The 14,862-nt window shown below is 72.3% G+C and carries 14 protein-coding genes and 1 pseudogene; 3 read left to right on the top strand and 12 right to left on the bottom strand.

Going from position 1 to position 14,862, the window contains the following annotated elements:
• Window positions 1-83: 83 nt before the first annotated feature.
• Together AC3EUJ_RS23880 and AC3EUJ_RS23875 are read right to left on the bottom strand one after the other, a co-directional pair.
• Window positions 84-1,535, bottom strand: coding sequence for an aldehyde dehydrogenase (locus AC3EUJ_RS23880; protein WP_431964560.1), 1,452 nt, complete (start codon window positions 1,533-1,535; stop codon window positions 84-86).
• A 63-nt stretch (window positions 1,536-1,598) separates the two neighbouring features.
• Window positions 1,599-2,450, bottom strand: coding sequence for an oxidoreductase (locus AC3EUJ_RS23875; RefSeq protein ID WP_431964559.1), 852 nt, complete (start codon window positions 2,448-2,450; stop codon window positions 1,599-1,601).
• Between the two features lie 174 nt (window positions 2,451-2,624).
• On the opposite strand from AC3EUJ_RS23875, the gene AC3EUJ_RS23870 reads away from it, so the two are divergent.
• Window positions 2,625-3,170, top strand: coding sequence for a TetR/AcrR family transcriptional regulator (locus AC3EUJ_RS23870; RefSeq protein ID WP_431964557.1), 546 nt, complete (start codon window positions 2,625-2,627; stop codon window positions 3,168-3,170).
• Window positions 3,171-3,197: 27 nt separating this feature from the next.
• Here the strand turns inward: AC3EUJ_RS23870 and AC3EUJ_RS23865 are convergent, their stop codons facing one another.
• From AC3EUJ_RS23865 to AC3EUJ_RS23840, 6 genes are all read right to left on the bottom strand, one after another.
• Window positions 3,198-3,458 (bottom strand): response regulator transcription factor, encoded by a 261-nt coding sequence (locus AC3EUJ_RS23865; RefSeq protein ID WP_431964555.1) that lies wholly within the window; start codon window positions 3,456-3,458, stop codon window positions 3,198-3,200.
• A 225-nt stretch (window positions 3,459-3,683) separates the two neighbouring features.
• Window positions 3,684-6,581, bottom strand: coding sequence for a SpoIIE family protein phosphatase (locus tag AC3EUJ_RS23860; RefSeq protein WP_431964554.1), 2,898 nt, complete (start codon window positions 6,579-6,581; stop codon window positions 3,684-3,686).
• 32 nt (window positions 6,582-6,613) lie between these two features.
• Window positions 6,614-6,862, bottom strand: a complete 249-nt coding sequence (locus AC3EUJ_RS23855; RefSeq protein ID WP_431964553.1) for a hypothetical protein — start codon at window positions 6,860-6,862, stop codon at window positions 6,614-6,616.
• Between the two features lie 182 nt (window positions 6,863-7,044).
• Window positions 7,045-7,698, bottom strand: coding sequence for an FMN-dependent NADH-azoreductase (locus AC3EUJ_RS23850; RefSeq protein ID WP_431964551.1), 654 nt, complete (start codon window positions 7,696-7,698; stop codon window positions 7,045-7,047).
• Between the two features lie 605 nt (window positions 7,699-8,303).
• Window positions 8,304-8,519 carry a hypothetical protein gene (locus tag AC3EUJ_RS23845; protein ID WP_431964549.1) on the bottom strand — a complete coding sequence of 72 codons (216 nt, stop codon included), beginning with the start codon at window positions 8,517-8,519 and terminating at the stop codon, window positions 8,304-8,306.
• A gap of 185 nt (window positions 8,520-8,704) precedes the next feature.
• Entirely contained in the window at window positions 8,705-9,064 is a 360-nt protein-coding gene (locus AC3EUJ_RS23840; protein WP_431964547.1) for a hypothetical protein, read from the bottom strand.
• Between the two features lie 385 nt (window positions 9,065-9,449).
• Between AC3EUJ_RS23840 and AC3EUJ_RS23835 the strand changes: the two genes are divergently transcribed.
• Window positions 9,450-9,929: a MarR family winged helix-turn-helix transcriptional regulator gene (locus AC3EUJ_RS23835; protein ID WP_431964545.1), complete on the top strand. Its 480-nt coding sequence runs from the start codon at window positions 9,450-9,452 to the stop codon at window positions 9,927-9,929.
• A gap of 105 nt (window positions 9,930-10,034) precedes the next feature.
• On the opposite strand, the gene AC3EUJ_RS23830 is transcribed toward AC3EUJ_RS23835, so the two are convergent.
• The 3 genes and pseudogenes from AC3EUJ_RS23830 to AC3EUJ_RS23820 all read right to left on the bottom strand — a co-directional run bounded on the left by AC3EUJ_RS23830 (window position 10,035) and on the right by AC3EUJ_RS23820 (window position 11,296).
• Complete coding sequence (locus AC3EUJ_RS23830) at window positions 10,035-10,358, bottom strand: hypothetical protein (protein WP_431964572.1); 324 nt, start codon at window positions 10,356-10,358, stop codon at window positions 10,035-10,037.
• 173 nt (window positions 10,359-10,531) lie between these two features.
• Window positions 10,532-10,702, bottom strand: a pseudogene (locus tag AC3EUJ_RS23825) (DUF1345 domain-containing protein); the annotation flags it as partial.
• A 120-nt stretch (window positions 10,703-10,822) separates the two neighbouring features.
• Window positions 10,823-11,296 carry a carboxymuconolactone decarboxylase family protein gene (locus AC3EUJ_RS23820; RefSeq protein ID WP_431964543.1) on the bottom strand — a complete coding sequence of 158 codons (474 nt, stop codon included), beginning with the start codon at window positions 11,294-11,296 and terminating at the stop codon, window positions 10,823-10,825.
• Window positions 11,297-11,406: 110 nt separating this feature from the next.
• On the opposite strand from AC3EUJ_RS23820, the gene AC3EUJ_RS23815 reads away from it, so the two are divergent.
• On the top strand, window positions 11,407-12,153 hold the full coding sequence (locus AC3EUJ_RS23815; RefSeq protein WP_431964541.1) for a class I SAM-dependent methyltransferase: 747 nt from the start codon (window positions 11,407-11,409) through the stop codon (window positions 12,151-12,153).
• Window positions 12,154-12,286: 133 nt separating this feature from the next.
• On the opposite strand, the gene AC3EUJ_RS23810 is transcribed toward AC3EUJ_RS23815, so the two are convergent.
• A complete protein-coding gene (locus tag AC3EUJ_RS23810) occupies window positions 12,287-14,587 on the bottom strand; it encodes an esterase-like activity of phytase family protein (RefSeq protein ID WP_431964539.1) in 2,301 nt (766 codons plus the stop codon).
• Window positions 14,588-14,862: the final 275 nt, after the last annotated feature.

Genomic DNA, 14,862 nt, shown 5'->3' with positions numbered 1-14,862 from the left:
ACTTCTGACCCGTCCGTGCCGCCCCGACCGGAGACCGCCGGGCCCGGGGCGCCTCTCACCTTCCGGGCCCGGCTCGTCCGCGGTCACCGCCGGCGGGTGATCGTCTTGTGCTCGACGTAGCCGGTCAGGCCCACCGATCCGTACTCGCGGCCGATGCCGCTGGCCTTGAATCCGCCGAAGGGCCCGTCGAAGCTCACCGGGGAGCCGTTCAGGGTCACGGTCCCGGTGCGCAGCCGGCGGGCGATCTCCAGCGCGCGCTCCGGGCTCGAGGTCCAGACGCCTCCCGACAGGCCGTAGTCGGATTCGTTGGCGATCCGCACCGCGTCGTCCTCGTCGTCGTAGGCGATCACGACCAGCACGGGGCCGAAGATCTCCTCCTGGGCGATGCGCATGCCGTTGTCGACGTCGGCGAACACGGTGGGGGTGACGTAGTTGCCCCGCTCCAGCCCCTGCGGTACCTCGGGGCCGCCGGTCACCAGCCGGGCGCCCTCCTGGATGCCCAGCTTGATGTAGTCGATCACTCGCTGCTGCTGATCGCGGCGGATCATGGGGCCGATAAAAGTGTCCGGCTCGGAGGGGTCGCCGACCTTCAGCGACTCCACCATCTCCTTCAGGGCCGTGACGACCTCCTCGTAGCGGCTGCGCGGCGCCAGGATCCGGGACTGCAGGATGCAGGCTTCGCCGTTGTTCGCCAGGGAGCCGAAGCGCAGCCCCTGCATCACGGCGGGGAGGTCGGCGTCGTCCAGGATGACGGCCGCGGACTTGCCGCCCAGTTCGAGGCTGACCCGCTTGAGCTGCTCGCCGGCGATCGAGGCGATGCGCCGGCCGGCGCGGGTCGACCCGGTGAAGGCGATCTTGTCGACGTCCGGGTGCGAGACGAGGTGCTCGCTGGTCTCCCGGTCCGCCGGGAGGACGCTGAGCACGCCCTCGGGGAGACCCGCCTCGTGGAAGAGGTCCGCCAGCAGCGTCATGCTCAGCGAGTTCTCCGGGGAGACCTTCAGCACCACGGTGTTGCCGGCCAGCAGGGCCGGGGTCAGCTTCGCCGTGGCCGCGGAGAAGGGCGAGTTCCACGGGATGACCGCGGCGACCACGCCGATCGGCTCGCGCCTGACGACGGTGTCGAAGTCCACCGAGGGGTCGGAGGGTTCGAGGACCTCCTCCCAGCCGAGTTCGCCGGCGGCCTTGAGGTAGGCCTCGACCTGGCGGGTCAGGAACGGCTGGCCGGCCTTGGTGAACCAGCCCGCCGAACCGTTCTCCGCGGAGATGGTCGCGGCGATCTCGTCGGCCCGGGCCTCGCGCAGCGCGTTGACCCTGCGGATCACCTCCTGCCGCTCCTTGGGGTCCGAGCGCGGCCACGGCCCGTTGTCGAAGGCCTCACGCGCCGCGGCAACGGCCGCGTCCACGTCCGCGTCGGCCGCCTGGGCCACGCGGCCGAGGACGGACTGGTCGTGGGGGGAGCGGATCTCGAGGAGGGGCTCCGGGTCGCTGGGGGTCACCCAGGAGCCGCCGATGTAGAGGCTGTCGCGAATGATCATCGGTTATGTCTTCCTGGCGATGGGGCAAAGGCGAAGAGGGGCGGGTGCAGGCGGGGGTGAGCGTCAGGCGGAGCGGGGTGCGGCCGGGTGGTCCGTGGAGCGGCTCACGTGAGCCCAGGCCCTGGCCTCCGCGAGTCGTGCCTCCTCCGCGCTCAGCGCGATCTCCAGGGCGTCGGCGCCGAGGAGCAGGCGGCGCGGGGGCTCCTCGGCGCCCACCACGTCGACGATCGCCCGGGCCATGCGGGCCGGGTCACCGGGTTCGTTGCCGCTGTAGGCCGCGAACCGCTCCTGCCACCGCCCGACGGTCTGCTCGTAGTCGGCGCCGATCGGGCCGGAGGTCAGCGCCGCGCCGGCGGCCCAGCCGGTACGGATGCCGCCCGGCTCCACGATGGTCACCTTGATGCCGAGCGGGGCGACCTCGTTCGCCAGGACCTCGGAGAAGCCCGCGACCGCGAACTTGGCGGTCTGGTAGGCGCTGAGGCCCGGCGTGCCGCCGACGCGGCCGCCGACGGACGAGACCTGCACGAAGTGTCCCGAACGCCGGCCGCGCAGGACGGGCAGCGCCGCCCGCGTCACGTTGACGACCCCGAAGAGGTTCGCCTCGATCTGCGCCCGGAACTCGTCCTCCGGGAAGTCCTCGACCGTGCCGGTGGTGGCGTAGCCCGCGTTGTTGACCACGACGTCGAGACGGCCGAAGCGCTCGACCACCGCGGCGACCACCTTCCGGGCCTCCGTGGGCGAGGTGACGTCCAGCGCGAGGCTCTGGAACCGCTCGGGGTGCGCCTCCGCCAGTTCCGTCAGTGCCTCCGGCCTGCGCGAGGTCACCGCGACCTGGTCGCCCGCCTCCAGCGCCGCGACCGCGAGGGCCCTGCCGAGGCCCTGGGAACCACCGGTGATCAGCCACGTACGTGCCATGGAACGTTCCTCCTGTCCTGTGACGAGCGCTCCCGGGCCGATGGGCCGAACCGCGGAAGCTGTGGAAGCTCGTCGACTAACTGCAACACCAATGTAGCAGTACTCCATCCTTTTGCAGCGACCACGATGGTGATGTACGTCTAATTGCGACTCGCTGCTAGCATGAGCGCCATCATGAGAGCCGATGCCGCACGTAACCTCGCCGTGGTCCTGCGCACCGGGGCCCGGCTGCTGGCCGAGGACCCCGGTACCTCGATGTCGGCCATCGCCAGTGCCGCCCGGGTGGACCGGACGACCGTCCACCGCCGGTTCGCCACGCGAGAAGCGCTGCTCAGTGCCGTCTTTCACGCGAAACTCGACTCCGCCGAGCGCGTTCTGGACGAGGCGCGGCTCATGGAGGCGCCCGTGGCCGTCGCCCTGCACCGCTACGTGGAGGGGATCGTCCCGGTCAGCCGCGAGTGGCCGCTCGACACGCGCCGCATGATGCGGCAGGACCCCGACGCCGACCGCCGGCGTGCGGTGCAGAGCGCGCGCCTGGACGCCTTCCTGCGGCGCGCCGTGGACGAGGGGTATCTGCGCCCCGATGCCGCCCCGGAGTGGGTGCGGGCGGTCCTCGACCAACTGGTGGACACCGTCTCCCACCGCTTTCCCGACGTGGAGCCCCCGAAGGCGGCCGACCTCGTGGTGGACGCGTTCCTCAGCGGCTTCGGCCGGTCCTGACCGCGCCGGCGGACGAGGCCCTGGCGCTCACAGGCCGAGTGCGATGGCGGTGCGGGTGAGTTCGGCGGTGCTGTAGATGCCGAGTTTGGCGCGGATGCGGCGCAGGTAGGCGTCGACGGTGTGCTTGGACAGTCCCATGTGGCGGGCGGTCTGGAGGTAGGTGCGGCCCGCGGCGATGTGGCGGAGGGTCTCGCGTTCGCGGGGGGCGAGTTCGGGGACCTCGGTCCCGGTGCCGGGGATCTCGGCGGTGTCGGTGCCGGGCTGGGGCGTGGTGGGTGCGGAGCTCATCGGGTGTCCTTCGGCGGCTGTCGTCCCTGCTCACGCCCTCGGAAGCAGGAGGTGGATGTCCGATTGGGGCGTTTTGCCCTCTATGGACCACCCTTGCGCGCCGACGTCATGACGCTGTCCGCCGACTGTCACAGACGTGTCACACCATGCCTCCGGGGGACCGGCCCGGCGGTCGCCCTTCCGGCAACACGCCTGCCATCAGCGGCAGTCGCCCTGCCCCCACCGTCAGTCGAGGGGCGGTACCGCGTCCGCGTCGAAAGGCTCCAGGCCCAGGAGCGGCGGGCGTGCGTCGGGGTCCGGCAACTGCTGCGCCGTCCAGATGCACTTGCCGTTGGGCGTGTAACGGGTGCCCCACCGCTGGGACAGCGAGGCGACGAGCTGCAGCCCCCGGCCGCCCTCGTCCGTCTCGGACGCGTGGCGGATGCGGGGCATCGTCAGGCTGTCGTCGGAGACCTCGCAGACCAGGTCGATGTCCCGCAGCAGTCGCAGCGTCATCGGGCCCTTCCCGTGGCGGACGACGTTCCCCACCAGCTCGCTGGCGAGCAGCTCCGTCGTCGGCGTCAGCTCTTCCAGCCCCCACGCCGACAGTTGCTCCCGCACGTGCCTGCGGGCCTTCCCCGCCGCCCGCGGGTCCTCGGGGAGCGGCCAGCACGCGATCCGTTCGGGAGCGAGCGCGTGGACGCGGGCGACGAGAAGGGCGATGTCGTCGCTGGTGGTCCGCCCCACGGGGAGCAGCCCGGAGGTGAGAGTGTCGCAGAGCGCGCCCAGGTCCCCACCGTCACCGTCGGCCAGCAGCCGCGCCAGGTCGCCCAGGCCCTCGTCGATCTCGCGCTCGGAGGACTCCACCAGCCCGTCGGTGAACAGCACGAGCAGGCTCTCCTCGGGGATCCGCAGCTCGATGCTCTCGAAAGGCTGCTCCGCCGCCCCCAGGGGCGGGTTCGGCGGCGCCTTCGGGAAGCGCACGGTCCCGTCGGGATGGACGACCGCGGGCGGGGGGTGGCCGGCGCGCGTCACCGAGCAGATGCCGGTGGTCGAGTCGTAGAGCACGTACAGACAAGTGGCGTACGAGTCCGCGCCGAGTCCGCCGACGATGTCGTTGAGGTGCCCCATGATCTCGTCGGGGGGCAGTTCGAGACCGGCCAGCGTGTGGACGGCCGTGCGCAGGCGGCCCATGGTGACCGCCTCGGACAGGCCGTGGCCCATCACGTCGCCGATGACGAACGCGACGCGCCCGGCGGACAGCGGGATCACGTCGTACCAGTCGCCGCCGACGTCGGCGCCCTGCTCGGTCGGCAGGTAGCGGGCGGCGAGGGTGCACGACGGCAGCGCGGGCAGTTCCTGGGGGAGCAGGGCGCTCTGCAGCTCCCGCGAGCGGGTGTGCTCGGCGTCGTACAGCCGGGCGCGTTCCAGGGCGTGGGCCACCAAGGCGCTGATGGCGCTCAGCAGGGTGCGCTCCTCGTCCGTCAGCCGCCGCGGCTGATCGAAGGCGACCACACAGACGCCGAACGTCTGCCCGGAGGCGGTCAGCGGCAGGAAGGCCCATGACCCCTTCCCGGTCAGGTGCGGGCGGTCCGCCGTGGCCGGGTAGCGCGCCGCGTACTCCCCCGGCGAGGAGACGAAGACCGGTCCGCTGGTCGAGATGGCGTCCCACACCGGGTCCTCGGCGCCCCGGGGGCGGCCTTGGAGGTTGTCGAGGAAGGGCTGCGGGTAGCCGACGGACCCCACGTTGTAGGCCCTGCCGTCCTCGAGCGCCTGCACCAGCAGCCCGGTGGCGCAGAACGGCGGCAGGACGCGCTGGGCGACGGCGTCCACCACGTCGCGCGAGGTCGTCGCCTTGGCGAGAGCCGCGGTCAGTTCGGCGATCCGGGCCGCGCGTTCGCCCGCCGCCCGCTCGGCGGCGGCGCGCTCGGCCTCGTGCCTGCGCCGGTCGGTGACGTCGGTGAAGTAGAGCGTCACCCCGTCGGGCTGCGGGACCAGCCGGACGTGGTAGCAGGAGCCCGTGTCCGGCATCCGTACGTCGAAGCTCGCGGGCGCCGCCTTGGCCGCGGCCTCCCGGCAGCGGGCCTCCAGGCCGGGGACCTGCCGGAGCGACGGCAGCGTCCAGAGCACCCGGCCGAACAACTCCTCCTCGGAGGAGCCGAGCACGTCCTCCGCCTCCAGATTGACGAAGGTGATGCGCCAGTCCTCGTCAGCGGAGAGGAAACCGTCGCTCATGTACCGCAGGGCACGGCTCAGCGCATCACGCGCGGAACGCGACTCATTGCTCTCCCACGCCGTGCCGATCATCCGGTACGGCTCGCCCCGGTCGTCCAGGACCACCTTGGCGCGGGTCTCGGTCCAGCCGTAGCTGCCGTCCGGGCGACGCACCCGGTACTCGGCCTCGAACACGCCCCGGTTCCGGATCGCCTTCTCGGCGGCGGCGAGCGTCCACCGCAGGTCGTCGGGGTGGACGACCTTCATCCAGCTCTCGACCCGGGGCACGAAGTCGGCGGGATCGGTGCCGTAGACGGCCATGGCCGCGTCGTCCCAGGCGAGTTCGCCGGTGCGGATGTTCCAGTCCCACGTTCCCACCTCGACGGCCTTCAGCGCCTGCCGCAGCCGGCTGCCGCTGGGCTCCTCGTGAGTGGGGCGGCTCGGGGGCGGGGCCTGGTCCACGCGTTCCTGCGCCCAGGCGGTCACCGCCTCGAGGAACCGCCACTGCTCCTCGGTGGGCTCCCCGGCCGGGCCGGTGACGACGGTCAGCGAACCCACCGAGCTGACGCCGTCCGAAAGTGCCACGGAGGCCAGTCCCGTGCCGGGCCAACCCATCCGCGTCGCGGGCCGGACGGCGCCGGCCGACCCGTTGGCCGCCCACACGCGGCCGTGCGTGCGCACGGCACGCGCCGGGACCACCGGGCTCTCCTGGTCGATGATCTCCCAGGGGCGAACGGACCCCGGCGACAGTCCGACCGTGGACACCATTCGCAGTGCGGACATCGGCCCGCACAGGTGGACCGTGCCGCCCAGCCCGTCCAGCTCGGCGACCGCGTGCTGCAGGGCGAGCCGGAGCACCTCGCCCTCGGCGATGCCCTTCTCGACATCGGCGAGCAACGCCAATCGGCCGTTCACCATGTAAATGTACATTTCCGGAGGAAAGCCGGCAGGTGAGGCGGGCCTTACTTCGGACCCCGGTCCTCTTGGACGTGCAGGAGGAAGAGGGCGTTCAGCACGTCGTCCGACATGCCGGCCAGGACGGCTTCCGGCGTGCTGGCCATCGCGTGTGCGATGTCGTCGACCAGGTGCGCCAGACCGTCGATGCCGGACTCCTGCGTGCCGGAGCCGGAGCCGGGGGCGCTGTCGAGGTCGGGGCCGGTGGGGTCGTGGTGGTCACCGGCGCTGCGATGGGTGGTCGTCTGGTGGTTCATGCGCATCTTCCGAACGGGGCGGGGGTTCACCGCGGCGGGAGGCCGAGATGTGCTTGCCACGGCCAAGGCTGCGTCATCGCGGCCGCGCCGGCCACGGAACGTTGGTCCTATGCCTCCCGGTACCAGGCAGCGCGCGCGGGCAGCCGTGTCCTGCCTGTCCCCGGGCAGGACACGGCCCGGCGTCAGGCGGCCCCGACGCGCCGCGCGACCTCCTTGCCCTTGATGGTGGCGTCCTCCAGGGCCCGGGCCCACGAGGCCTCGGCGAGCGGGACGAGCTCCGCCATCGCCGGGTTCGACGCCGCCGCGGTCAGTTCGGGAACGATGAAGTCCACGTCCAGGCCCATGTACTCACCGAGGATGGACCGCAGGTAGTTCTGGACGTACTCGGAGGACTCCCGCGGGGTGCCCGGCGCGTAGGAGCCGCCGCGGCTGGCGACGACGGTGACCGGCACGCCCTTCACGCTGGAGGTGTCACCGGTCGTCCGGCCGACCATGAGGACGTGGTCGATCCAGCTCTTGAGCGTCGACGGGATCGTGAAGTTGTACATCGGGGCGCCGAGGAGCACGGCGTCGGCCCGCTCCAGTTCCTCGATCAGGGCCAGACGGCCCGCGAAGGCCGCCGCCTGCTCGGGCGTGTGCGACGAGGTGTCGACGAAGGCGGCGGAGAAGCCGTGCACGTCGAGATGGGGGAGCGGGTCCGCGGCGAGGTCGCGGTAGACGACGGTGCCGTCCGGGTGCTGCTCCTGCCATGCGTCGCGGAAGGTCAGCGCCACGGTGCGGGAGCGGGAGTCGGAGCCCGGGTGGAGGGAGGAGTCGAGGTGCAGCAGGGTTGCCATGTGAAGTTCCATTTGCGTCAGACGTGTTCGTGGCCCCGTGGGGCGGCTCCCCGGCGTCACGGCGCCGGGGAGCCCGGTGGTCCGCGTCGCCGGGGGTGCGAGGCGCGGGTCCCACGGCTCCACCGTGGTGCACTCGGCTACCGCGGGCCAAAGAGGGGATTAGTCGCTTACTTTTGGTAAGTGCCTGGGCGTGGAGCGGCGACCTCCCCTGGTGTATGGGGAGTTGAAACGGCAATGGGACGGCGTGACACGCCAAGGCGCACCGCGGTGTCGCCCGGCGGGGAGGACTCACCCGGGGCGCGGCGGATCGTCGCCTCGGCGGCGCACGGGTCGCCGTAGGCGCTGAAGGGGCCGCCGGATGGGGCGGCGCCGAGCCTGTGCTCGAATGTGTGCGCCGACGTCGAAAGGCTCCCCGTTCCGGATAGGCCCGGACACCAGGAGGGGGAGGTGCGGGGCCGGGACGGGGAGCCGGCGCTGTTTCTCGCGCAAGAGTGTGGGGGCGCGCGCGGTGCGCGCGGCACGCGTCCGGCCGGCTCGTCACCGTGATGCCGGGTGTGCACCAGGGCGCGGGCGGCCTGAGTGTCGTGGAGCGGCCTCGGCGGTGTTCAGCCCTGGGCGGCCGTGGTGCCGGGGCCGGGCGCGTCGAGTGGGCGGCGGTGGGCGCCCATGCCCGGGATGCCGATGGCGGTGACGCGTTCGCCGGCGGGCCGGCCGCGGTGTCGTCCGCTGCCGGGGGCGGCGGCCGACTGCTGGCGCCGAACCGCCACGAGGACGTTGTTGAGCAGTCCGCCGGACTTCGTCGTTGGCGTGGTCTTGAGCATGGTGTTCTCCGGGTCTTTCGTGTGCCGGCGGCATCAGGGGAGGGCGAGCGACGGGAGCCGTCCGGTGCCGGGCCGTGTGAGGACGGGGCGGCTCGGCACCGGCGTGGCTCCCTGCCCTGTCGGCCGGGTTGTCCGGTCGCCGGGGCGTGCGTGGTCCGGCGGGGTGTGCCGGATCCGGTCGGGCCTCAGCGGACGGGTCCGTGGCCGTGGGACTGCCAGACGGTCACCCAGTGGCCGTGGGACCAGCGGGCCAGGCGGTGGCCGTCGTAGCGGTAGAGCTTGCCGTCGTACCCGTACCAGTACTGCACCTGGTGGTGGCCGTAGTCGTAGTGGTGGCGGGTGATCTCGTCGTGCCAGCGCCGGTCGTTGTTCCCGCCGCGGTCGGCGTTCCGGTCCCAGGGGGTGCTGCTGACGGTCACCGTCTGCCGGTCCTGGCCGGAGGGCCGGGGTGCGGCGGAGGCGGAGCCCGTGGCGCCGAGCAGGGCGGTGCCGGCGAGCGCGACCGAGGCGGTGGAGGTGGCGATGATGCGCGTCCACTTGTTCATGACTGGTTACTCCTTGCTGCGCCCCGGTGTGCGGGGCGTCGGACGACGGTCCGGCCGGTGGGCCGGTCCCCGTCGTGCGGGGGCGATTGCGCGGGGGCCGCCGGTGCGGGGCGCCTGGTTCGCAGGCGCTGGATCCGCGGGGCCGGCGTCGCTGTGAATCGCTGGTGAATGGAACCTAACAGATGATTGATGGCCGTCAATCGTTTATGGTGTGTGACCATCGCCTCGCGCAAGGAATCCGGAGAAGCGGAATAACAGGACACAAACGTCACTGACGGGGCGCCGTGGATCTCCGTCCGTGGAGCCGCCGCACGGTCCCCGAAATCGTTGAAATTCATGGATTACCCATAGACCACGATGGTTGGTGTCGCGCTACCATGTACGTATGGCAGTGAACGAGATCGCGGTTGAGGATGCCGCCGGCGGCGACCCGCTGGAGCAGCTCGGTTTCCTGCTGGCCCGGCACGGGGCCATCGCCAACGGCCGGGTCCAGCGCGCCTTCGCCTCCTGCGGTCTGACACCGCGGGCAGGTGCCACGTTGATGCTGCTCGGCAGGTGCGGATCCATGGGGCAGCAGGGTCTCGTCGCGGCGCTCGAGGTGGATCCCAGCATCATGGTCGCGATCCTGAACGACCTCGAGTCCGCGCAGCTCGTGGAGCGTCGACGGGACCCGTCCGACCGCCGTCGGCACATCGTCGCCATCACGGATCGCGGACGCGCCGTCCTGTCCGAGGCCCAGACGGCGGTGGAGGAGGTCGAACGGGGGCTGTTCGGTGATCTGTCCCCGGAGGAGATCACGGCGCTCCGCGGACTCCTGGCCCGGGTGCGCACATCACCGGGCGACGAGGTCTGCTCCGAGCAGTGACCCCGGGCCCCGGCCGGTGCCTCGCGGCGAACCGGAACGGGAACAGCACCTCCGGTGGCCGGAGGTGCTGGGGCTCTCGGGAGGCGGCGCGGAGGGGCCGGACGCTCAGTCGAGGATCACGCCGTTGTTGACGGTGCCGTTGTTGACGTTGGTGGAGTTGTTGTTACCGAGGACGATGATGATGCTGCCGTTACCGTTGCCACTGCTGTCGGGGCGGTTGCCGCCGTGCTTCCAGCCGCCGCGCCCCCGGTCGTCGTGGCCCCAGCCTCCGCCGTGACCGCCGCCGCGGCCGGCCTTCGCGGTGGCGGCGTGCGCCTCGGACGGCGTGGTGGCGGCGAACGCGGTGGTGGGGAGCAGCGCTCCTCCGGCGGCCAGGGCGGTCGCGGCGGTGAGGGTGACGAGGCGCTTGGTGTACGGGATGCGGGCCATGGTCGTTGTCCTTCGTGAGCGTCGGTGGAGGTTCCGGTGTGTCCGGTGGGCCGCCCTGGGGGCGTGAACCCGATGCCTCCAGTAAGCCGGGCGCGACGCCCGGCGTCATGTCGCTGAAATGCGGGACTTGACAGGGATTTGCGACCGGGGATATGCGGGCGCTGACCGGGTCGGCCGGTGACCATCCCGGCGACCAGGTTGACGGCCGTGGCCAGGATGCCGGTGCCGAAGACGTACGACAGCAGCGAGTGCCGACGCACCGTCGCACGGATCGCCGGGCTCGAGACGTCCGTGTCGGAGACCTGGTAGGTCACGTCGAATGTCACGGCTCGTGGCAACGGCACTTGAGATCGCCCGGAGGTTCCGGCGGCGTCCCGCCGGGTGCCGGGCCGCCCGCGCCGTCCCCGCGCGGCGGCGAACGGCGCGGGTACGGCGGCCCGTACCCGTGGTTGCGGCGCCCGCCGTCAGCCGAACTGGCCCGGCTGGTAGTCGCCGGCGGGCTGCCGGTTGATGACGTTGATGCGGTTGTAGGCGTTGATGACGGCGATCAGGCCGATCAGGGCGACGAGTTGGTCCTCGTCGTAGTGCTTGGCGGCGTTCGCCCAGACCTCGTCCGTGACGCCGCCGGCGGCGTCGGCGATCCGGGTGCCCTGCTCGGTGAGTTCGAGGGCGGCGCGCTCGGCTTCGCTGAAGACGGTGGCCTCGCGCCAGGTCGCGACGAGGTTCAGGCGCACCGAGGTCTCACCGGCCGCGGCGGCGTCCTTGGTGTGCATGTCGGTGCAGAAGCCGCAGCCGTTGATCTGGCTGGCGCGGATCTTCACCAGTTCCTGGGTCGCGAGCGGCAGCCCCGACTCCCCGGGCACCCGGCCCGCCGAGTTGATGTGCTTGAAGAACGTGAGCGCGAGGGCGTTGCCGAACAGGTTCACACGGGCTTCCATGGCGGTCTCCTCCTGCGTGGTGACGGTTACGCAGCCCTGACGTGCGGGGCTCGGGAAACGTGACACGGGCACGGATGTGACGTGGGTCTCGCGGCGGGTAGTGTCGCCACATGGCTGACGAGGAATTCGAGGACCCGCGGCTGGCCGCGATGTACGACGCCCTCGACCCCGACCGCGGCGACCTCGACGCGTACACCGCCGTGGTGCGGGAGTTCGACGCCCGCCGGGTCCTGGACATCGGCTGCGGAACGGGGGTGTTCGCACTGCGGCTGGCCGGCCTCGGGATCGAGGTCGTCGCCGTCGACCCGGCCCGGGCGGTCCTCGACGTCGCCCGGGCAAAGCCGGGTGGCGAGCGGGTGCGCTGGATCGCCGGTGACGCCACGGCGCTTCCGGCACTGCGCGTGGACCTGGTGACGATGACGGCCAACGTCGCCCAGGCGATCGCCGACCCCCGGGCGTGGCGGGAGACCCTGCGGGGGGCCCACGACGCCCTGCGGCCGGGCGGCCGCCTGGTGTTCGAGACGCGGGACCCGGCCAGGCGCGCGTGGGAGGGCTGGAACCGCGAGGCGTCGCACCGGGTCGTGGACGTGCCGGGCACCGGACCGGTGGAGCACTGGGTCGACCTTCTCGACGTCAGCGGCCCGTTGGTCACGTTCCGCTGGACCTACCTTCTCGGTGCGCGCCGGGAGGTGCTGACCTCGACCTCCACCCTGCGGTTCCGGGGGCGGGAGGAGATCGAGGCGTCACTCGCCGCGCAGGGGTACGCCCTCGACGACGTACGCGACGCCCCGGACCGGCCCGGCCGCGAGTTCGTCCTCGTCGCGCGCCGACCGGAAGCACAACCGGAACCGCGCTGATACCCGGGGCCGCACAGCGGGCACAACGGCTCTTGAACGCCCCGGCACGCCGCCCGCCGACCGGGCTCGCACGCTGCTGACGCGTACGGCCGCCGACGGAACCGGCGGCCGTACGGAGAGGGCGGCGCGGAGGTCAGCGCTTCCCGAAGACCCGCTTGCCGGAGCCGAGGTCCAGGAAGACCGTCTCGCCGGTGGCGTCGGCCAGGCCGTCGTTGTCGGTCACGGCGTAGACGTGGCCGTCACCGCCCACGGTGAGGCCCTCGAGCTTCTCCTGGGTCCACCCGTTCGTCGCCCGCAGGTCGGGCAGCACATCGTGGGCCAGCGTCTTGGGCAGCACCGGGAGCGACCCCGAGGGGGCGGCGGACTTCGGCATGCCGACCGTGTAGACGCGCTTGATCTTCGCGGCGGGGCCGTTGAGCTTGTCCCGCTCGATCAGAGCGAGCTTGTCGCCGACCGCCGTGATCTCGGACAGGCCGATCCAGTCGCCCGGGGTACCGGTGGTGCCGATCCGGTAGCCGAACCAGCTCCAGGTGCCCGACCGGACGTCGTAGCGGCCGATCCGGACGACCCCGGCCGGGTCGCCCTTGACCTCGCGCTGCAGGGTGGCCCAGACCACCTCGCGGCCGTTGCGGTCGGTGGTGGCGGTGACGCCCTCGAAGCCCTGCTTCGCCAGGCCCGCGGCGACGTCCGCCGGGAGCGGGACGACCTGGCGGGTCACGCCGTCGCGGTCGAGCCGGACCAGCTTGTTGCCGTCGCCGGTCGCGCCCTCGACGGCGAGCCAGAAGCCGCCCTGGGGGCGGGCGTGGATGCCCTCGGCGTCGTAGCCGGCCGGCTTGCCGTCGGCGTCCTTGACGGTCAGGGCCCGGGTGACGACCGCCGGCTTTCGCGAGGTGTCGATGGTCATGATCCTGGTGACGGAGTACGCCGCGTCGGTGACCGTGTACAGCTCGTGCGGCTTGCCTGGGACGGCGGACAGCGCGCCGAGCGCGCCCCATCCGATCGGCGCGCCGGCGGAGTCCGGGGCCGAGACGATGCCGGGGAACGACGGCGTGCCCTTGCCCAGTTGGAACAGGCTCACCGAGGCCCGCACGCCCACCGAGGCGTCGTCCTCCTCGCTGGAGACCGCGAGCAGGTCGCGCGACGGGATCGGCAGCAGTCCCTCAGGGCCGTTGGTGGTGGCCAGCATCTGGCGGAAGACCGGGGCGGCCGGGCGGCTGACGTCGTAGACGGCCACGAAGTTGCCGCGCTCGGAGCCGACGAAGGCGTACCGCACACCGTGGAAGGTGGCGACGACCACGCCCTCCGGCTCGGTGCCCTTCTTGCCCGCGCGGTCCTCGTCGTGCAGGCCGTAGCGCACCGCGAGGCGCTCGAAGCTGTTGCCCGCGTCCCAGACGACCTTGCCGGTGCGGCTGTCGAAGACGGTCCAGCCGCGCGTGCCGCCCTTCCAGTCGCCCTCGTTGGCGGTGGCGAAGTAGCGGTCGTCGATCCAGCTGACGGCGTCGGGCTCGCGCCGCACGTCGGTGATCGAGCCGCTCTGGTCGATGACGCCGTCCTTGACGGTGTCGATGCCGCGGACGGTGGCCGTGCCGGCGCTGAAGGCCTTGGTGATGCGGCCCGTCGGCAGGTCCACCAGGACGACGCCGTTGTTCTCCTGCAGCGTCACGGCCAGCTGGTTGCGGCCGTTGACCGCGACGTACTCCGGCTCCGGGTCGGTGGGCTCGACGATCCCGGCGGCGGTCAGCGTGGGCAGCGCGCTGCCGTCGGGCCGGGTCAGCGGCACGGCCCGGGTGCGCCAGTGCTGCGGCGAGGCGCCATCGAGGTCGACGATCCGCACGAATCCGGCCGGGGCCTGGGGCAGGTCGCCCTCCTCACCGCCGGGCGGGGTCGCCTCCTCGTCGCGCTCGTTCTCGATCGCGATCGCGGCGTACCGCTTGTCCTTGGTGATGGTGATGGAGTCCGGCTGACCGCCCAGGTCGATGCTGGTGACCCGCTCGCGGTTGCGCAGGGATATGACGTCGAGGCGCCCGGAGGGCGTGGAGTAGCCGCTGCTGGTGTTGACCACGACCAGCACGTACTGGCCGACCACGGCCACGGAGGTCGGCTCGTCCTCGGCGTCGCCGAGCTCGGTCAGCGACAACGTGCCCAGCCCGCGCGGGCTGCCCGGCTTGCTGATGTCGAGGAAGCCGATCCGCCGCGCCAGGGCGTCGGTGTAGACCAGAGTGCGGCCGTCCTCGCTGACCGCCGAGATCTCGGCGACGGTCGCGGTGGCCGGGTCCTCGCCCGCCGGGCGGTTCTGGAAGACCGGGTAGGTGGCGGTGCGCTGGAAGTCCGGCGTCACATGCGGGTGGTGGGCACTCGCCGGGCTCGCGGCCACCAGCGTGCCGGCCGCGACAGCCGCGGTCGTGAGCGCGGCGTAGGTTCTCTTGGGGAGCATCGTCTCTCCGTTGCGCTTACGGTCGGAAAGGCGATCATCTCGCCACCCGGTCAGCACCATCGGGCGCACAGGTGAACAACCGGCGAAGACCGTCCGCAGGGTGTGACCGGGACGCCCCGGTCCGTACGGGTGCCGGGAGTGCCGTCGCGGCACGGGGACGGTGCGCGCAGCGGCGGCTCCGGGGAATCCGGCGGCGGCAGCCGAGGGTCGCCGGGCTCCCCGGCGGCGCCTTGGACACCGGCCCCCGGTGCCGGGCGCCGCCTCGCGCGCGTACG

Source organism: Actinacidiphila sp. bgisy160 (assembly GCF_057707815.1).
The sequence above is the reverse complement of the archived record's forward strand: the minus strand, read 5'-3'. Positions and strand labels throughout refer to the sequence as shown.

Excerpts from the sequence above, each read along its gene's own strand:
- AC3EUJ_RS23880 (WP_431964560.1), bottom strand. The coding sequence starts at position 1,535 with ATGATCATTCGCGACAGCCTCTACATCGGCGGCTCCTGGGTGACCCCC.
- AC3EUJ_RS23875 (WP_431964559.1), bottom strand. The coding sequence starts at position 2,450 with ATGGCACGTACGTGGCTGATCACCGGTGGTTCCCAGGGCCTCGGCAGG.
- AC3EUJ_RS23870 (WP_431964557.1), top strand. The coding sequence starts at position 2,625 with ATGAGAGCCGATGCCGCACGTAACCTCGCCGTGGTCCTGCGCACCGGG.
- AC3EUJ_RS23865 (WP_431964555.1), bottom strand. The coding sequence starts at position 3,458 with ATGAGCTCCGCACCCACCACGCCCCAGCCCGGCACCGACACCGCCGAG.
- AC3EUJ_RS23860 (WP_431964554.1), bottom strand. The coding sequence starts at position 6,581 with ATGTACATTTACATGGTGAACGGCCGATTGGCGTTGCTCGCCGATGTC.
- AC3EUJ_RS23855 (WP_431964553.1), bottom strand. The coding sequence starts at position 6,862 with ATGAACCACCAGACGACCACCCATCGCAGCGCCGGTGACCACCACGAC.
- AC3EUJ_RS23850 (WP_431964551.1), bottom strand. The coding sequence starts at position 7,698 with ATGGCAACCCTGCTGCACCTCGACTCCTCCCTCCACCCGGGCTCCGAC.
- AC3EUJ_RS23845 (WP_431964549.1), bottom strand. The coding sequence starts at position 8,519 with ATGCTCAAGACCACGCCAACGACGAAGTCCGGCGGACTGCTCAACAAC.
- AC3EUJ_RS23840 (WP_431964547.1), bottom strand. The coding sequence starts at position 9,064 with ATGAACAAGTGGACGCGCATCATCGCCACCTCCACCGCCTCGGTCGCG.
- AC3EUJ_RS23835 (WP_431964545.1), top strand. The coding sequence starts at position 9,450 with ATGGCAGTGAACGAGATCGCGGTTGAGGATGCCGCCGGCGGCGACCCG.
- AC3EUJ_RS23830 (WP_431964572.1), bottom strand. The coding sequence starts at position 10,358 with ATGGCCCGCATCCCGTACACCAAGCGCCTCGTCACCCTCACCGCCGCG.
- AC3EUJ_RS23820 (WP_431964543.1), bottom strand. The coding sequence starts at position 11,296 with ATGGAAGCCCGTGTGAACCTGTTCGGCAACGCCCTCGCGCTCACGTTC.
- AC3EUJ_RS23815 (WP_431964541.1), top strand. The coding sequence starts at position 11,407 with ATGGCTGACGAGGAATTCGAGGACCCGCGGCTGGCCGCGATGTACGAC.
- AC3EUJ_RS23810 (WP_431964539.1), bottom strand. The coding sequence starts at position 14,587 with ATGCTCCCCAAGAGAACCTACGCCGCGCTCACGACCGCGGCTGTCGCG.